General features: G+C 63.4%; 14 protein-coding genes and 2 tRNA genes. 6 read left to right on the forward strand and 10 right to left on the reverse strand.

Annotated features, from left to right (window positions below; translation table 11 throughout):
- Positions 1–169: 169 nt before the first annotated feature.
- The 3 genes from PCE31107_RS06130 to PCE31107_RS06140 all read left to right on the forward strand — a co-directional run bounded on the left by PCE31107_RS06130 (position 170) and on the right by PCE31107_RS06140 (position 2,268).
- Positions 170–373, forward strand: coding sequence for a cold-shock protein (locus PCE31107_RS06130; RefSeq protein WP_010805153.1), 204 nt, complete (start codon positions 170–172; stop codon positions 371–373).
- A 222-nt stretch (positions 374–595) separates the two neighbouring features.
- The gene (locus PCE31107_RS06135; RefSeq protein ID WP_130026973.1) at positions 596–1,231 is read left to right on the forward strand and encodes a LysE family translocator; all 636 of its coding nucleotides are present in this window, start codon (positions 596–598) and stop codon (positions 1,229–1,231) included.
- Positions 1,232–1,500: 269 nt separating this feature from the next.
- A complete protein-coding gene (locus PCE31107_RS06140; RefSeq protein ID WP_150607200.1) occupies positions 1,501–2,268 on the forward strand; it encodes a flagellar brake protein in 768 nt (255 codons plus the stop codon).
- A 98-nt stretch (positions 2,269–2,366) separates the two neighbouring features.
- Here PCE31107_RS06140 and PCE31107_RS06145 read toward each other — a convergent pair whose 3' ends face one another.
- From PCE31107_RS06145 to PCE31107_RS06175, 7 genes are all read right to left on the reverse strand, one after another.
- On the reverse strand, positions 2,367–3,716 hold the full coding sequence (locus tag PCE31107_RS06145) for a hemolysin family protein (protein ID WP_150607202.1): 1,350 nt from the start codon (positions 3,714–3,716) through the stop codon (positions 2,367–2,369).
- Positions 3,717–3,860: 144 nt separating this feature from the next.
- Positions 3,861–4,772, reverse strand: coding sequence for a LysR family transcriptional regulator (locus PCE31107_RS06150; RefSeq protein ID WP_130026972.1), 912 nt, complete (start codon positions 4,770–4,772; stop codon positions 3,861–3,863).
- A gap of 124 nt (positions 4,773–4,896) precedes the next feature.
- On the reverse strand, positions 4,897–5,724 hold the full coding sequence (locus PCE31107_RS06155; protein WP_130026971.1) for a dioxygenase family protein: 828 nt from the start codon (positions 5,722–5,724) through the stop codon (positions 4,897–4,899).
- A gap of 47 nt (positions 5,725–5,771) precedes the next feature.
- Positions 5,772–6,176, reverse strand: coding sequence for a DoxX family protein (locus tag PCE31107_RS06160; protein ID WP_150607204.1), 405 nt, complete (start codon positions 6,174–6,176; stop codon positions 5,772–5,774).
- Between the two features lie 183 nt (positions 6,177–6,359).
- Positions 6,360–7,610: a glycolate oxidase subunit GlcF gene (glcF, locus tag PCE31107_RS06165; RefSeq protein ID WP_150607206.1), complete on the reverse strand. Its 1,251-nt coding sequence runs from the start codon at positions 7,608–7,610 to the stop codon at positions 6,360–6,362.
- Positions 7,611–7,618: 8 nt separating this feature from the next.
- Positions 7,619–8,743, reverse strand: a complete 1,125-nt coding sequence (gene glcE / locus PCE31107_RS06170) for a glycolate oxidase subunit GlcE (RefSeq protein WP_150607208.1) — start codon at positions 8,741–8,743, stop codon at positions 7,619–7,621.
- A complete protein-coding gene (locus PCE31107_RS06175; RefSeq protein ID WP_150607210.1) occupies positions 8,743–10,239 on the reverse strand; it encodes an FAD-linked oxidase C-terminal domain-containing protein in 1,497 nt (498 codons plus the stop codon). The genes glcE and PCE31107_RS06175 overlap by 1 nt, the downstream gene beginning before the upstream one ends.
- A gap of 368 nt (positions 10,240–10,607) precedes the next feature.
- Between PCE31107_RS06175 and PCE31107_RS06180 the strand changes: the two genes are divergently transcribed.
- The gene (locus tag PCE31107_RS06180) at positions 10,608–11,414 is read left to right on the forward strand and encodes a FadR/GntR family transcriptional regulator (protein WP_165385359.1); all 807 of its coding nucleotides are present in this window, start codon (positions 10,608–10,610) and stop codon (positions 11,412–11,414) included.
- 994 nt (positions 11,415–12,408) lie between these two features.
- Positions 12,409–13,734 carry an oxalate/formate MFS antiporter gene (gene oxlT / locus PCE31107_RS06185; protein ID WP_130026967.1) on the forward strand — a complete coding sequence of 442 codons (1,326 nt, stop codon included), beginning with the start codon at positions 12,409–12,411 and terminating at the stop codon, positions 13,732–13,734.
- A 154-nt stretch (positions 13,735–13,888) separates the two neighbouring features.
- Here the strand turns inward: oxlT and PCE31107_RS06190 are convergent.
- The 3 genes from PCE31107_RS06190 to fdxA form a co-directional block, all read right to left on the reverse strand.
- A tRNA-Asn gene (locus PCE31107_RS06190) sits at positions 13,889–13,964 on the reverse strand.
- A gap of 86 nt (positions 13,965–14,050) precedes the next feature.
- Positions 14,051–14,126: transfer RNA gene (locus PCE31107_RS06195), tRNA-Asn, on the reverse strand.
- A 103-nt stretch (positions 14,127–14,229) separates the two neighbouring features.
- Positions 14,230–14,553, reverse strand: coding sequence for a ferredoxin FdxA (gene fdxA, locus PCE31107_RS06200; RefSeq protein WP_130026966.1), 324 nt, complete (start codon positions 14,551–14,553; stop codon positions 14,230–14,232).
- A gap of 262 nt (positions 14,554–14,815) precedes the next feature.
- Between fdxA and pncB the strand changes: the two genes are divergently transcribed.
- Positions 14,816–16,009 (forward strand): nicotinate phosphoribosyltransferase, encoded by a 1,194-nt coding sequence (pncB, locus tag PCE31107_RS06205; RefSeq protein WP_150607212.1) that lies wholly within the window; start codon positions 14,816–14,818, stop codon positions 16,007–16,009.
- Positions 16,010–16,013: the final 4 nt, after the last annotated feature.

Here is a 16,013-nt window from a genome sequence, read left to right on the forward strand (position 1 = left end):
AAACGACGCGTCTACACGTATAAAACCAACTGCAGATTGTCAAGCCGCGAAGTTGTTGTCAGACGTAGTTTTCCTGCTTCTCGCTGGTTTCTAGTCCTTCATTTTCCCTTGATTGTCAGCGCTCACGGGGTCATTTCGACCTCAAGCTATTGTTTTATTAGGAAAAAATATGGAAACCGGTATTGTTAAGTGGTTCAACGACGCAAAGGGCTTCGGCTTCATTACCCCGGACGCCGGCGGTGAAGACCTGTTCGCTCACTTCTCGGAAGTGAAGGTTGACGGCTTCAAGTCGCTGCAAGAAAACCAACGCGTGTCGTTCGAAGTCAAGACTGGCCCGAAGGGCAAGCAAGCTGCGAACATCAAGCCCATCTAATTGGCTTGAACGCATTCCCGTGATGCCGCGCCAGCCTTAGGCGAGGCGGCGTCCCGAGATAAGCAGGCCCGATGACGAAAGTCATCGGGCCTGTTTGTTTTTTGGCTTCTTTTATGATTCGCATGGGACGTGCACGCGGACGATGCGACTGTCGCGGTTCGACGCTACAATGCCTGATCGAATTCGCGTGAGCCCGCGCGTGAGCCCTTTTCCGAGGCAATCATGAGCTTGCAAACATGGTGGCTGTATGTCGTCACCGTTTTTTTCGTCTCGGCGACGCCGGGACCGAACATGTTGCTCGTCATGACGCATGGTGCGCGTCACGGGCTGCGTCCGTCGCTCGGCACGATGGCCGGCTGCATGACGGCACTCATCGCCATGATGTCGATTTCCGCCGCCGGACTGGGCGCGGTGCTCCGCGCGTGGCCGATGTTGTTTGACACGCTGCGCTATATCGGTGCGGCGTATCTCGTCTATCTCGGCTACAAGAGCTGGCGCTCGCCCGTGGATGCGAACGCGGCGGCGCCGTCCGACGTGCCCGCCACGGCCGTGGATTCGAGCTTCGGCAAACTCTTCAAGTCGGGCTTCCTGGTCGCGGGCAGCAACCCGAAGGCCATTCTCTTCGCCGCGGCGTTCCTGCCGCAGTTCATCGACCCGACCGCCGCCAAACTCCCGCAGTTCTCGATCCTGCTCGGCACGTTCGCGGTGATCGAGGTGAGCTGGTACCTGGTCTACGCCACCGGCGGGCTACGCATCGCGCCGTACTTGCGCGAAGCGCGTGTGCTCAAGGCATTCAATCGCATCAGCGGCGGCGTGTTCATGGGTTTCGGCGCGTTGATGGCCGCGGTACATCGCTGATCCGACGGTCGCGTGCGGCAAAGGTCCGAGGGCGCGTCCGGGGTGTGGCGCGCGACACGGGGCGCCGCAAGTTTGTGGGCCGGAGCCCTCAATATTCCGGGCCAGTGACCGTTAACGTTTTTGACCAGATTCATGAGACGGTGCATCAGCGCCGACAGACACGCATTCGCACAGTGACGTCGTGAGGCGTCACGTGTTGCCGAGACTTTATTACGTACGGCTTGCGCCGCCCGGCGTGGTCCGTCACGGGGACAATTAGAAGATCAGGTATGGAAATGACAGAACCGCAGGTGACACCGGCGCCCACGGACAACGAAACGCAACTGCATGATTCGTATCGCATCAGCAATCCGCTGGAAATTGGCGGCGTGCTGCGCCATCTGGCGACCCGTGGCGATTTCATGACGGTGTACTTCGCGAACGGGCAGCGGCAGCTCGTCACGCGCCTGCTCAAGGTCGAGCCGCAAGTGCGTGGCTTTTATTTCGACTGGGGCGGTGTGGAGACGGAGAACCGGGCGCTGCTTGCCAACAAGCGCGCGCTGTTCGTGGGCGTGCCCGAAGGCATTCAGGTGCATTTCCCCATTGGCGATGTCGAGGAGCGCGAGTTCGAAGGGTATCCCGCCTTCTACGCCTCGTATCCGGAAACGCTCGTGCGTTTGCAGCGCCGCGATTACTTTCGCGTGAAAACGCCGATCCTTGATCCATACCCGTGCACGGTCAAATTCCCCGACGACACGCCGATGCGCCTGTCGGTGTTCGACCTGTCGCTCGGTGGCGTTGGCTTGCGCACGAAGGCCGACGCGGCGGCCGAAATTCCGAAGGGCTCGATGCTCATGCACGTCGAGATCGAATTGCGCGACTACGGCACCGTCCAGGTAGACCTGGAAGTCTGTGCCATTCGCACGGTGCCGTTGGCGAAGGACGTCGAGTATCACATCGGCTGCCGCTTTATCGCTCTCTCGCGTACCGCCGAGTCGCGTCTGCAAAAGCTCATCACGCAGCTCGAACTCAATCGCAAGGCATTCGCGCGCGGCTAAGCGTTAGGTGCAATGCGATCCACCCGGCGCTTGCACCCGCGGCGCCGGACCCGCTCGCCGAGCGCCGATGCGGGCGCGCTTCCCGACGCGCTTACGCATCAATCGTCGCGTTGCCGGCTGACCGCGTGGGGCGGTTCGCCGCGGGCTTCTCGTACACCGTCGGGATAGATGCGTACCAGCACGATACGCGGTCCCTGCATCTTCTTCACGACAACGGAAAAGCCTTCGAAGTCGACCTTCTGCCCCTCGTGCGGCAGGTAGCCCAGCACGTCCATGATCAGGCCTCCCACCGATTCTGCGTGCTCGCTCGGGATCTCGATGCCCAGCGAGCGTTCCAGCGTCAGGATGGGTAAGCTGCCGCGGCCGATGAGCGTGCCATCCTCCATGTGGGTCCAGTCGTCTTCCGTCTGGCGGAATTCGTCGCGGATCTTGCCGACAAGTGCCGAGAGCAGGTTGTCGAGCGTCAGGAAGCCGATGGGCTTTTGGTCCGGCCATCCCACGATCGCGAAGTGAGGTGCGCCCCGGCGAAATCGGCGGAACAGCTCACGCGCCGGCATGTCGGGTTTCACGCGCTCCACGGGCCGCGCCATACTGCCCAGATCCTCGATCGACTCACCATGATGCTCTGCGAGGAACAGATCTTTCAGGTGCACCACGCCGAGCACGGTTTCGCCATCGTTGTCGAAGAACGGGTAGCGGCTGTAGCGGTGACGATAGGCCGTATCCATGTTCTGCGCGAACGTTGCATTGCGCCGGAAGCTGGCCACTTCGCTCATCGGATGCATGAGATCTGAGACGGTCAGATCGCTGAAGTCGATGGCGTAGGCGACCACATTCCAGTCGTCGCGCGACAGTTTCTCGCTCGAAGCCCCCCGGCGCATGATCAGCTTGATTTCGTCGGCCGAGTAATGGGCATCGGTGCCGTGCGACGGATCGAGACCTGTCCAACGCAGCAGGCGGTTGGCGCTGTGGTTGAGAATCCAGATCGCCGGATACATCAGCCAGTAAAAGCCGTAGAGCGGGGCGGCTGTCCAGACGGAGACGATTTCCGGCATGCGCAGGGCCATCGACTTCGGCGCGAGTTCGCCCACGACAATGTGCAGGTACGAAATCGTGAAGAATGCGATGAAGAAGGCGAGCGCATGAATCAGCTCCGCCGAGTTGACTCCCAACGCGGCGAATAGCGGCGTGAGAATGCGCGCAAACGCGGGCTCACCGATCCAGCCCAGACCGAGCGAGGCGAGGGTGATGCCGAGCTGGCACGCGGAAAGGTAGGTGTCGAGCTGGCTGTGAACCTTGGCCAGGATACGGCCGCGCCAACCGCGTTGGCGGGCGATGACATGAACGCGCGTCTGGCGCAGTTTGACGAGGCCAAATTCCGCCGCCACGAAGAAGCCGTTGAGCAACACCAGCAGGATCGCGGCGACGATCAGTAAAAAGTTTTCCAAAATATATGAAATGGGACATCAGGCCCGTCAGTATAAGTGACATTCGCCTGCGGAAATCAATTGCCGTGACGTTCCGGTGTGTTGTCTGTCAATTGCGTGGGATTCAGGGGGCTTTCGCGGTGGATGTCGGCAACACTGCGCGACTCAACGGCGGTCGATAGCCCGCCAGCCGGGCATGGCAAAGGCGTCGACGAGAAAGTCGATGAGGGCGCGGACCTTGGCGCTCAGGTACTTGCGCGAAGGATAGACGACGTAGACACCCATCTCGCCCTGCGTGTATTCGGGCAGGAATTCGACGAGCCGGCCGTCGCGCAAGGCGTCTTGCACGAGAAACGCCGGTTGCAGAATGATGCCCGCCCCGGCAACCGCGGCGGCCAGGCAGGTATCGCCGTTGTCGGCAATCAGCCGCGCGCGCGTACGCACGGAAACCGGGCCGTCTGGGCCGTCGAAGCGCCATTCGCGCCGATGCGAGAAGTAGCTGTAGCCGACTGTTTCATGATGGGCAAGTTCGCTGGGATGCGATGGCGTGCCATGCTGCGCGAGGTAGCCGGGCGAGGCGCACAGCACCAGCCGGGTGCCGGCGAGCCGCCGATGCACCAGCGACGAATCGGGCAGGCGCGTGATCCGAATGGCCAGATCGTAGCCTTCGTCAACGATATCGACGAGACGATCGCTCAGCGTGATGTCGAGTGAGACTTGCGAATGTCGCGAGAGAAACGTGGGCCAGAGCGGCGCGAGATGCAGCACACCGAAGGTGTGCGGGGCGTTGATGCGCAGCGGCCCGGCCGGCAGACCGTCCTGCTCGCCCGCCATGGCATCGGCCTCGTCGAGTTCGGTGAGGATCTGACGGCAGCGCTCGACGTAACGCTGGCCTGGCTCGGTGAGCGACAGGCGTCGCGTGGTGCGTTGGAGCAAACGCGTGCCCAGACGCGCCTCGAGATCGGCCACGTAACGCGAGATGGCCGTCTTGGAGATGCCCAACGTTGCGGCGGCCTTCACGAAGCTGCCCGACTCGACCACGGCAATGAAGCTCTCGATCTCGCGAAGTTTGTTCATGCCGGGATGGGGCTCCTCAGGAATGCGCACCGCGATGCGCGATCAGGCCGGTGGCCGGACAGGCGACGGCGCCGACGATGCCGCGACGGCCAGGCCTGTCGCGACACTCCCGGTGCCGATGTCGTTATTGTGCCAGTGCGCTCACTTGGGCGAGCGATGGGGCGGCGTTGCCGAACGCGAACGCGTCCATGCGCAGCGCGCCGTAGGTGGCGCCGGTGTCGAAGTGCGTCTGACGGGCGGCATTGTCGGCTGCGCCCAGGGCAATGTAGAGCGGCAGCAGATGCTCGTCGGTCGGATGAGCGCGCTCGGCGTACGGTGCGCGGGCGCGATAGTCGAACAGGGCATCGAGGTCCATCGTCGCGAGATGCTCGGTGAACCAGGCGACGAATTCGGCCAGGTAGGGCGCTTCGGCACGGTCCTCCGACGGGGCGCGGAACACTTCATGCAGGTTGTGTGTGAAGCTGCCCGACGCGAGAATGAGCGTGCCGTCCCGTGCGAGCGGTGCCAGATGCTGCCCGAGCCGATATTGCCACTCGGGACCTTCATGCCGTTGCAGCGACAACTGGGTGACCGGGACATCCGCGTCCGGGTAGAGGTAGCGCAGCGGCACCCAGGCGCCGTGATCGAGGCCCCACTGGTCGTCGGTGGTCGCGGGCAGACCCGCGTCGCGCAGAATTTGCACCGTGCGTTCGGCGAGCGCTGGTGCGCCTGAGGCGGGGTACTCCAGCGTGTACAGCTCGCGCGGGAAGCCGCCGAAATCGTGGATCGTGCGTTGCCGCGCCAGACTGCCCACGCGCGGAGCCGGCGTCGACCAATGCGGCGAAATCACGAGGATCTCCCGCGGACGCGGCACCGCACGCCCCAACGCCGTCAACAGGGGGCCGGTGCGGCCCGGATCGACCGCGAGCAACGGCGAGCCGTGGGAGACGAAGAGGGTAGGAAGGGCAGACATGGCAATGACTCCGGCAAAAGAACGCTAACGAGAACCCGACAAGGCAATCACGCAGTGCGCGTGCGGCGTACGGAGCAGGCGCCATCGCCGAGCAGGGCCAGGACCAGCAGCGCCACCAGCCAGAACGCGGGGAATTCCCAGCCGCCGCCCTTGTTGGTGAACATCCAGCCGTTGTGGCCGTGCACCGATACGATGGTGCCGAGCATCAACGCCGCCAGCGGCAGCGCTGCCCAGCGCGCATAAAAGCCCGTGATCAGCATCAGGCCGCCGATCAGTTCCAGCGCCATCGTGACATAAGCGACGAACGGCGGCAGGCCCAGCGAGCCCATGAAGCCGACGAATCCGGGCACGGTAAACACGAACACCTTGAGCGACAGATGGGCGAGGAAGAGGATACCCAGCGATACGCGCAGCAACAGTGCGGCGTAGGGGGCGGTTTTGTTGTCGATCATGACAGGCTCCGGCAAAGGAATCGAAGTAAGGGGCGGCTCAGCCATCAATGCGATGACTGACTTGGCTTCGATTTTAGGGAGCGCCATCGTTTAAATAAACGGGCATATTGGGGATTGATTGTCCCTTGCATGGGGACAATCAATCGTTGCCGCGGAGGTGAATCGGGATGGTCGCGCCGGCGCTCAGGCCGACGCAATCATCCGGTCGAGCAGTTCGATCCAGTGTTGAACCGGCGCGTGATCGCGCGCGTGCTCGCCCTTGGCGGTCGCTTGCAAATGACAGATGCAGCCGACGTTCGCGGAGACGACCAGTTCGGGCTCGAGGGCGTCGAGAGCCTTCCACTTCGCGTCGCGCAGTTGATGCGACAACGTTGGCTGCGTGACCGAATAGGTGCCCGCGGAGCCGCAGCAGATATGGCTGTCCTGCGGCAGCATGACGCTCACGCCAACCCCGGCGAGCACCTTCTCCACCACGCCCTTGAGTTGCTGGCCGTGTTGCAGCGTGCAGGGTGGATGGTAGGCAATCTTGCCGGTTTTGCGGCTCGGCACCCGTTGCTGCAGGGCTTCCAGGTTATCGAGCAGTACTTCCGACAAATCTCGCGCGAGCTCCGAGACCCGTTGCGCCTTGCCTGCGTACTGCGGATCGTGACGCAGCAGATGGCCGTACTCCTTGACCGTCGCGCCACAGCCCGACGCGTTGATCACGATGGCTTGCACGCCCGCTTCGATCTCGGGCCACCAGGCGTCGATGTTGCGTCGCGCATCGTCCAGGCCGTCGTCCTGATAGTTCAGATGCAGGCGGATCGCGCCGCAGCAACCGGCCGCCGCCGGACGCACCGTTTCGATCTCGAGTGCGTCGAGCACGCGGGCGGTGGCCTTGTTGACGTTCGGCAGCATGGCGGGCTGCACGCAGCCTTCGAGCATCAGCATGCGACGGGTGTGCGTGCCCTGCGGCCAACTGCCCGAACGCTGACGATGCGGCACCTTCTCGCGCAGCGAGCGCGGCAGCAGCGACCGGAACTGCTGACCCAGGCGAAGGGCGGGTGAGAAGAGCGTTCGATTGGGCAGCACGCGGGCGAGCGTCCAGCGCAGCGCGCGCTCGCTGGCGGGGCGACAGACCTTGGCGTCGACATGACGGCGGCCGATGTCCACGAGTCGGCCGTATTGCACCCCCGACGGGCACGTCGACTCACAGCTGCGGCAAGTCAGGCACCGATCCAGATGGCGCTGCGTTTCACGCGTCACGGGCTGGCCCTCGACCATCTGCTTGATAAGATAAATGCGCCCGCGCGGGCCGTCGAGTTCGTCCCCCAGTAATTGGTAGGTCGGGCACGTGGCGGTGCAAAAGCCGCAATGCACGCATTTGCGGAGAATGGCTTCGGCTTCGTCGCCGTCTGGCGTTTGACGGAGAAAGTCTGCGAGGTTCGTTTGCATCGTCGTCTTTAGCGGTACAGCCGATGGCGGTTGAAGATGCGGCTCGGGTCGAACGTGTGCTGCAAACGCTTGCCGATAGCGTGCAGCGCGGCCGATGGCGGGGTAAATACGCCAGCCGACTTGTCGCCGTGGCGAAACAGCGTAGCATGCCCGCCCACCGCTGCGGCAATCGCGCGCACATCGGCGGCGGCGCGCGGTGTGATCCACCAGCGTTGCGCGCCCCCCCATTCGATCAGGTGCTCGTCGCCGTGAGCGAGGGGCGGCGTGGTCGAGGGCACCGACAGGCGCCAAAGCGGTTGGCCGTCTCCCGTGACCGGCGCGCTCGCGAAGAACCGGTGCGTCTGCTCGCGCAGAGTCTGCCAGAACGCATGTGCTTCGAGGGCCTCGACAGGTTCGCCGCCCATCGCGGCGCGCGCTGCGGCGATGGCGGCTGCGGCACCGCCAAGGCGCACGCGCAGCACGCCGTCGTGCCACGCCGAACCCATCAGGGGCAGCGGCTGAGCGGCCCAGCGGTTGAGTTGCTCGATGGCTTGTGCCTGCGGCAGTTCGAACTGCAGCGTGGCCTCGGCCACCGGGCAGGGCAATACTTTAATCGAGAGTTCGAGCAAGACGCCAAGCGTGCCGAGCGCGCCGGCGAGCACCCGGGAGATGTCGTAACCCGCGACGTTCTTCATGACCTGCCCGCCGAAATGCAGCACTTGACCCTGACCGTTCATGACGACGGCGCCGAGGACAAAGTCGCGCGGTGCGCCGACGTGCGGCCGGCGAGGGCCGGCAAGGCCGGCCGCAATGCAGCCACCGAGCGTTGCCCCTGGCCCGAAATGCGGCGGCTCGAACGGCAGGATCTGCCCGCGCGCGGCCAGCGCCGATTCGATCTCGGTCAGTGGCGTGCCCGCTCGGGCGGTGATCACGAGTTCGGCCGGATCGTACGAAACGATGCCGCGATATGTCCGCATGTCGAGCGGCTCGCCCGTGGGCGTCTGGCCGTACCAGTGCTTGGTGCTGCCACCCTGGATGTCAAGCGGTGTGCCGCTGGCGGTGGCCGCGAGCACGCGCTCGCGTACCGCGGCGAGCACTTGTGCCGCTGCATGCGTATCCAAGTCGGGCAACGCGATGGAAGGGGCTGACGACATCAGAACCTCGGCAATTCGGGATGGGGCAACAGGCCGCCGCGCACGTGCATCTTGCCGTACTCGGCGCAGCGCGCACGCGTGGGAATGCCCTTGTCGGCGTTGAGCAGACCGGCGGGGTCGAAGGCACGCTTCACGCCAAAGAAGGCATCGCGCTCTTCCGGCGAAAATTGCACGCACATCGCGTTGATCTTCTCGATCCCGACGCCATGCTCACCGGTCACCGTGCCCCCCAGCGCCACACAGGCTTCGAGAATGTCGCTGCCGAATGCTTCGGCGCGGTGCCACTCGTCGAGATCGTTGCCGTTGAACAGAATCAGCGGGTGCATGTTGCCGTCGCCGGCGTGAAAGACGTTGATGCAGCGCAGGCCGTATTGCGCTTCCATCGCTTCGATGCGCTTGAGCAGCGTGCCGATGGTCCGGCGCGGGATCGTGCCGTCCATGCAGTAATAGTCCGGCGAGAGGCGTCCGGCGGCGGGGAAGGCGTTCTTGCGTCCGGACCAGAAGCGCAGACGTTCGGCTTCCGATGTGGACACCTGGATGCGCGTAGCGCCCGACGCCCGCAGCACCGCCGAGACCCTTGCGATTTCCTCCGCGACTTCTTCCGGCGTGCCGTCCGACTCGCACAGCAGAATGGCGGCGGCGTCCAGATCGTAGCCTGCGTGAACGAACGCCTCCACGGCCTGGGTGGCCGGCTTGTCCATCATCTCCAGGCCCGCCGGGATGATGCCCGCCGCGATGATGGCGGCGACGGCGTTACCGCCCGCCTCGACATCATCGAAGCTGGCCATGATGACTTGCTGCACCTGCGGCTTCGGCACGAGCTTCACGGTAATTTCCGTGACCACGCAGAACATCCCTTCGCTTCCGATGAACACGGACAGCAGGTCGAGTCCCGGGGCGTCGAGGGCGTAAGAGCCGAATTCCACGATTTCGCCGTCCATCGTCACGGCGCGCACACGCAGGACGTTATGCACCGTCAGGCCGTACTTCAGGCAATGCACCCCCCCGGAGTTCTCCGAAACATTGCCACCGATCGTGCAGGCGATCTGCGACGACGGATCCGGTGCGTAGTAAAGCCCATAAGGCGCGGCCGCTTCGGAGACGGCGAGGTTGCGCACGCCGGGCTGCACGGTGGCGGTGCGCGCGTAAGGATCGACTTCGAGAATGCGTTTGAATCGGGCGAGCGAGAGCACGATGCCGTCGGTAATCGGCATGGCGCCGCCGGAAAGCCCCGTGCCGGCGCCGCGCGGCACGACGGGCACGTTGTGCGCGTGGCAGGCCCGCAAGATGCGGCAAACCTGATCCTCGTCGGCAGGTAGTACCACGGCAAGCGGGAGCTTGCGGTAGGCAGCCAAGCCATCGCATTCGTACGGCGTGATCTGTTCGCGGTCGGTCAGCCACTGGGCGTCGGGCACGGCGGCACGCAGTGCCGCGAGCCGGGCGGCGCGTGTGGCGTCGTCAATCGTCTCGAAGACGGGCTCGTCGTCGACGCGCATGGGAACCGGCGGCGAAGCCGGCAACGACGGGAGCGGGCGCTGCGGACTCAGCGGCGCAGAGGGAGACGGGGGCAACGCATTCGATGTCATCAGGCGGGCTCTCGGACAATCGTTAACGTGTGGTGGCGTTTCGCAGATTGCTGGTCTACTGGTAGACTGGTCGACCAGTTATTGAATGATGCTATCGTAAAGGGAATGATCCGATTTCGACTACAGGGTTAACCCTTGTTTCAAGGGGCATTCCTGAGCGGTGCCGGTCATTCGGCCGTGCGCCTGCCCTGAACGAAGCGTCATCCTGTATCGTCGTGTCTGTGATTTTTCCGTCGAGAACCGAAGCCGACATGTCGTCCAACCAGTCGTCCTTGCCTATGTCTTCCTACCCTGCCAGCGAAGCTTCCGGTACCGCCGCGAGTTTTGCGCCGGTCACGCCGCCGCCGCGTCTGCGTCTGTCCGACATGGTGTACGAGCAACTGGAGACGATGGTCGTCGAAGGCCGGCTCGCCCCGGGCTCGGCGCTGCCGTCCGAGCGCGATCTGGCCCAGCAGATGGGCGTGTCGCGCCCGTCCCTTCGCGAAGCGCTGCTGCGGCTGGAGTCGCGTGGCCTGATCGTCGGCCGTGCCGGTGGCGGGTATCTGGTCGCCAACGCCAGCCAGCCGCTGCTCGCCGAACCGTTGTCTCAATTGATGTCGCGACACAGCAAGACCGTCGACGACGTGCTGGAAATGCGCGAAGTGCTCGAAGCCAAGGCGGTAGAGCTGGCGGCCGCCCGCGCAACGCCCGAGGACATCGCACGACTCGCACAAGCGCTTGAAGCGCTCGAAGCGGCCTATGCCGCAGGGCGCGATGGTCTGGATGGCGAGGGTGATGCCAAGGGGCAGACGCTGCTTACCCGCGTGCCCGAACTCGATGCGCATTTCCATCTGGCGCTGGCGGAAGCCACGCACAACCTTGTACTGGTGCACCTGATGCATGCGATCTTCGAGCTGCTGCGCGGCTCGGTGGTCGACAACTACCGCGCCATCGTCGGCCATGGTGCGGATCTGGCCGAGCTGATCGAACAGCACCGCCGCATCTTCACCGCCGTGGCGTCGCGCGATGCCACCGTTGCGCAGCGTTCGTTGCGCGAACATCTCACCTTCATTCGCAACCACTCAGGCGACGTCGAGCCGGTCTAACGCCATTTTTCTCGCCGGCGAGTCGCCGCGCCGAGGGTTGGCGGCCCCCCTTAAAACATCATCGTTTTCCCTGAGCCTGCACCCGGCGATGCGATACCGCCCGAGGGGGTGTCACGCCTCGTTCCGGCGCGCAATGTCCTGCAAGGCCCCGATTTCCGTACGTTTGCCGGTTATCGGGCGCTTACCCCGACGCCGTCCAGGCGTCCGAATGGGGGGCGACGGCAACCGGAATGCGGGCGCTCTCGGGTTGACAGTGCCCCGGCCATGGACTACTTTTGGAACCATAAAAATACTTAATTCGATATATTGAATCTTGTATATCAGATGAAGGGCGCCAAAATGGTCCTGATAAGACTCGAGAATTCCTTCGGGCAAGGGCTGAATTGACGCCGTATTTTCTGGAGACATTCGTTGGGTAAGCACGCATTTCCTTTCGGGCAGCTTTCATGCGACGGTTTATCCGCACCGGCTGCCCTGTCGTATCCGCCGTTGGCGTCTGAGTTGGTGGTTCAGCGCTACGGTCTTCCTCATCTCCCTGCCGCCCGTTGTGGGCAGGCGATCCGGCGATCACGCGTCTGCGAGGCGCGCTCGCCTGAGTGATGGGACGTGGCCTGCGATGTGACTCATGGGAATCCATCGCGACCCGCTGACAACGCAGGCCGTTTCCCACTCGAATTGATTCACCCGTCACCCTTCGGCAGCCGGCAACTTGCCGGCGCGGGCCTAAAGCCTGCGTCGCCGCGCCGAAGTGGGGGCCGGAAGCGTCCTTTGGCGCTTCCGAAAGTCAGTCAGCCGGGGCTCAAGCCCTGCGAGCGCGCCGCCAGGCAGCGTTCCGTGATCAAGCGGCCACGCATGAGCCGCATGTAGCGCCAGGAGGCGTGTCGTATGCGCGATTCCCCCACGTTGGGGCGCGAGACGGCACGCGATGACGGCGGGTACCGCACAACGAAGCGCGGGCCGGCGTCAATCGTCTGACAGGAACAGGAGGCAAGTCATGCAAGCAAATGGACAACCGGAGGAGAAGACCTCTTTTCTGGGAGGGCGCTGGTCACAACTGGTGATCGGCATCATCTGTATGGGCCTGGTGGCCAATCTGCAATATTCGTGGACGTTGTTCGTCGAGCCGATGCAGGCGAAGCATCACTGGGGCGTCGCGGCCATTCAGGTGGCGTTCTCGATCTTCATCGTGGTGGAAACCTGGCTCGTGCCGATCGAAGGCTGGCTGGTTGATCGCTTCGGGCCTCGGCCGGTGGTGGCGGGCGGCGCGATTTGCGTCGGCCTTTCGTGGATCATGTACTCGTACGCCGAATCGCTCGCCGTGCTGTACACGGCGGCCGTAATCGCGGGTATTGGCGCTGGGTGCGTGTATGGCACCTGCGTGGGTAACGCACTGAAGTGGTTCCCGGACAAGCGCGGTCTGGCCGCCGGCCTGACCGCCGCCGGGTTCGGCGCCGGTGCCGCGATCACCGTGATTCCGATTGCCAATATGATCCGCGGGTCGGGTTACGAGGCAGCGTTCTTCAACTTCGGCATCGTGCAGGGCGTGGCGATCTTCATCCTCGCGCTGTTGCTCGTGAAGCCGCGCGCGCCGAAGGGGGTGACCGTGTCGCGCCGCGTTCTGTCGACGAAGGTGGACTACAGCTCGGGTCAGATGATTCGTACGCCGGTGTTCTGGGTGATCTACGTTTGCTTCGTTGCTGTGGCCGCTGGCGGTCTGATGGCGACGGCACAGATCGGCCCGATCGCGAAGGATTTCGGCATTGCTTCGATGCCGATGACCCTCTTCGGCGCGACGCTGCCGCTGCTCACGATGACGCTGTCGATCGACAATCTGTGCAACGGCTTTACGCGCCCGTTGTGCGGCTTCGTCTCTGACAAGATCGGACGTGAGAATGCCATGTTCATCATCTTCCTGGGGGAAGGGTTGGCCATGCTGGGTTTGATGCACTTCGGTCAGAACCCGTACATGTTCGTGTTCTTCGCCGCGATGACCTTCCTGTGCTGGGGCGAGATCTTCTCGATCTTCCCGGCGCTGTGTGCGGACACGTTCGGTAGCAAGAATGCGGCGTCCAACGCAGGCACGCTGTACACGGCCAAGGGCACGGCATCGTTGCTGGTGCCGCTGGCATCGGTGCTCGCCGTCGGCGGTCACTGGGATCGTGTGTTTATCGCCGCGGCGATCATCAGTATCGCCGCGGCCGTGGGCGCGAAGTTCGTGCTCGCGCCGATGCGCCGACGCTGGATTGAAAGCGTGAACAGCAACGAGGTGCAGGCCTCGGCGAATCGCTCGGTCGCGATGGGGGCGCCCGCAAGCGAGTAAGCGCGTTGTTCAGGAAGTCGGAGAGCGGGGTGCCGGAGACGGCGCCCCGTTTTTGTTTGCGCGCTCGGCGGGAGGGGGGGGCACGTTCGACCGATGCTGCGGCCTGTCGCCGAAAACAAAAAAGCCTCGCCGATCGGCGAGGCTTTCTGTGTTCTGGCTCCTCGACCTGGGCTCGAACCAGGGACCTACGGATTAACAGTCCGGCGCTCTACCAACTGAGCTATCGAGGATCAAACTTGGGTGCCGCACACCGCTGTCACGGCGCGTCGACTAAAACAAAAGCCTCGCGTGCGCGAGGCCATCGCTTTGAAATGCTTGGCTCCCCGACCTGGGCTCGAACCAGGGACCTACGGATTAACAGTCCGGCGCTCTACCAACTGAGCTATCGGGGATCAAAAGAGAAAGAGATTATAGGGGCGGCGTTTGCACACTGTCAACACCGGGTGCGCATTTTTCTGCGCCTGGCGCGCGACGTCCGCCCAAGTCGCCCGAGGCTTAGCGCTCGAGCAAATGAAGCTTGTCGGTGACGTCCTTCCACTGATCCGCGTCGGGCAGGGACGGCTTGGTCTTCGTGATGCTCGGCCAGTTCGGGGACAGTTCCACGTTCAAGGCGATGAAGGCTTGCTGGTCGCCCGGCACGTCCTCTTCGGCATAAATGGCGTTCACCGGGCACTCGGCCACACAGACGGCGCAATCGATGCACTCGTCCGGATCGATGGACAGGAAGTTCGGACCTTCGCGGAAGCAGTCCACGGGGCAGACGTCCACGCAATCGGTGTATTTACATTTGATGCAGCTTTCGGTGACAACGTGCGTCATGCCAACAACTCCAGAGTAGGGCGCGAAACGGCTTCGAACGGCCGTTAAAGCCGTTATTGTAACGCAGCCGGGGACGGCAGGTGCGAGAGCCGAAGCGCTTCGCGCGCACGCTGCGGCGTCACCCCGCACCCCGCGCGCATGTCATGCGTGACGCCGCTTTGCGGTACGATGACTGCTCTTCCCGTGCGCCGCCTCGTGGCTGTCTTGCCGATCGGCGGCGTGCGCTGCTTTCTGTTGCGTGTTCCTTGCGAAGTCTGTCGTCATGATCATCACGTCGCTGCTCGATACCGATCTCTACAAGTTCACGATGATGCAAGTGGTGCTGCATCATTTTCCCGCAGCGCAAGTCGAATACCGCTTCAAGTGTCGCACCGAAGGTGTGGACCTCACGCCGTATGTCGACGAGATTCGCGACGAGATCCGCCTGCTGTGCGGGCTGCGCTTTACCGAGTCCGAACTCCGTTACCTAGGTGCGATGCGCTTCATCAAGAGCGATTTCATCGACTTTCTCGACCTGTTCCATCTGAACGAGAAGTACATCACGGTGCAGCCCTCGCCAAAGGGCAACGGCGAGATCGACATCACGATTCGCGGGCCGTGGCTGCATACGATCCTCTTCGAGATCCCGGTGCTCGCCATCGTCAACGAAGTGTATTTCCGCAACACACAGCGCAAGCCGGCCTACGACGAAGGCCGTCAGCGGCTCAAGGACAAGATCGGCATGCTCGCGGGCCGCGTCGATTATCGCGACTGCAAGATCGCCGATTACGGCACGCGACGCCGCTTCTCGAAGGAGTGGCATGAGGAAGTGATTCTCACGCTGCGCGACGAACTGGGCGAACAGTTCGCGGGCACGAGCAACGTGTACTACGCGCTCAAGCTCCGGCTCACGCCACTCGGCACGATGGCCCACGAATACCTTCAGGCATGTCAGGCGCTCGGGCCGCGTCTGCGCGACTCGCAGATCTTCGGCTTCGAGACGTGGGCGAAGGAGTATCGCGGCGACCTCGGCATCGCGCTGTCCGATGTCTACGGCATGTCCGCCTTCCTGCGTGACTTCGATATGTATTTCTGCAAGCTGTTCGACGGTGCGCGTCATGATTCCGGCGATCCGTTCGTCTGGGGTGAGCGCCTGCTGGCGCACTACGCAGAGAATCGCGTCGACGCGCATACGAAAACCATGATCTTCTCGGACGGCCTCGATATTCCGAAGGTCCTTCAGCTTTTCGAGCGGTTCCGCGACCGCTGCAAGCTCGCCTTCGGCGTGGGGACGAACCTCACCAACGATCTGGGCTATCAACCGTTGCAGATCGTCATCAAGATGGTGCGCTGCAATGGCCAGCCGGTGGCGAAGCTCTCGGATTCACCGGGCAAGAATATGTGCAACGACGATGCTTATCTGGCGTATCTGCGTCAGGTATTCGAGATCGCGCCGGCGTCAGCGGCCGGCGCGTGACGTT

Source organism: Pandoraea cepalis (genome assembly GCF_902459625.1).
GTDB lineage: Bacteria > Pseudomonadota > Gammaproteobacteria > Burkholderiales > Burkholderiaceae > Pandoraea > Pandoraea cepalis.

Coding starts and splice junctions, on each gene's coding strand:
- glcE (WP_150607208.1), bottom strand. CDS start 8,743: ATGTCGTCAGCCCCTTCCATCGCGTTGCCCGACTTGGATACGCATGCA.
- PCE31107_RS06130 (WP_010805153.1), top strand. CDS start 170: ATGGAAACCGGTATTGTTAAGTGGTTCAACGACGCAAAGGGCTTCGGC.
- PCE31107_RS06160 (WP_150607204.1), bottom strand. CDS start 6,176: ATGATCGACAACAAAACCGCCCCCTACGCCGCACTGTTGCTGCGCGTA.
- PCE31107_RS06155 (WP_130026971.1), bottom strand. CDS start 5,724: ATGTCTGCCCTTCCTACCCTCTTCGTCTCCCACGGCTCGCCGTTGCTC.
- oxlT (WP_130026967.1), top strand. CDS start 12,409: ATGCAAGCAAATGGACAACCGGAGGAGAAGACCTCTTTTCTGGGAGGG.
- pncB (WP_150607212.1), top strand. CDS start 14,816: ATGATCATCACGTCGCTGCTCGATACCGATCTCTACAAGTTCACGATG.
- fdxA (WP_130026966.1), bottom strand. CDS start 14,553: ATGACGCACGTTGTCACCGAAAGCTGCATCAAATGTAAATACACCGAT.
- PCE31107_RS06150 (WP_130026972.1), bottom strand. CDS start 4,772: ATGAACAAACTTCGCGAGATCGAGAGCTTCATTGCCGTGGTCGAGTCG.
- PCE31107_RS06180 (WP_165385359.1), top strand. CDS start 10,608: ATGTCTTCCTACCCTGCCAGCGAAGCTTCCGGTACCGCCGCGAGTTTT.
- PCE31107_RS06175 (WP_150607210.1), bottom strand. CDS start 10,239: ATGCGCGTCGACGACGAGCCCGTCTTCGAGACGATTGACGACGCCACA.
- glcF (WP_150607206.1), bottom strand. CDS start 7,610: ATGCAAACGAACCTCGCAGACTTTCTCCGTCAAACGCCAGACGGCGAC.
- PCE31107_RS06140 (WP_150607200.1), top strand. CDS start 1,501: ATGGAAATGACAGAACCGCAGGTGACACCGGCGCCCACGGACAACGAA.
- PCE31107_RS06135 (WP_130026973.1), top strand. CDS start 596: ATGAGCTTGCAAACATGGTGGCTGTATGTCGTCACCGTTTTTTTCGTC.